The sequence below is a fragment of the Streptosporangium heterodermiicola genome (genome assembly GCF_051390675.1).
Classification (GTDB): Bacteria; Actinomycetota; Actinomycetes; order Streptosporangiales; family Streptosporangiaceae; genus Streptosporangium.
The window spans coordinates 1-526 of the sequence record NZ_JBPJSR010000107.1 but is presented as its reverse complement, the minus strand read 5'-3'; the positions used below and the strand labels follow the sequence as shown (position 1 = coordinate 526).

General features: G+C 70.7%; 1 pseudogene. It reads left to right on the top strand.

The window, feature by feature from the left end:
• Nucleotides 1–308 precede the first annotated feature (308 nt).
• Nucleotides 309–526, top strand: a pseudogene (locus ACSC1Q_RS43095) (ABC transporter permease); the annotation flags it as partial.

Below are 526 nucleotides of genomic sequence, written 5' to 3'. Positions count from 1 at the left end.
GAGCGCCCTGTGACCCCCTCCAAGAGGTGCCCGGCGACCTCCTTCGGGGAGCGTCCGGTGGCCTCTTCCAGGAAGAGTCCGGTGGCCTCCTCCGGAGAGCGCCCGGTGGCCTCCCTCGCCGCCGGGAGATTCGGGGAGCCCGGAGCCCCCCGGCACACCGGAAGCGCCGGGAATCCCGGAAACGCCGATAGCGCCGGAAGCCCCGGACGCGCAGGAACCAGTGAAAGGAACCGACAGGTCTTCATGGACGTCACCTCTCTCCGTTACGGAGCCCCGAGCGTCTCGGCGGTGCTCCGGTGAAGCCGCCCGTGGAAGAGAGCGACCGCGTCGAGGCGCCCGCTCGCAAGCCCGTCACGGCGAGCCCGCTCTCCCGCCTCGGGGAGACGCGTCATCTCGGCCTGGTGGTCGCGCTGGTGCTGCTCGCCGTGGTGGGCCTGGTCACGGTGCCCGACACCTTCGCCACGACCTCGAACATGGTGAGCATCCTGTCGCTGGCGGCGACCATCGGGGTGATCACCGTCGGTAT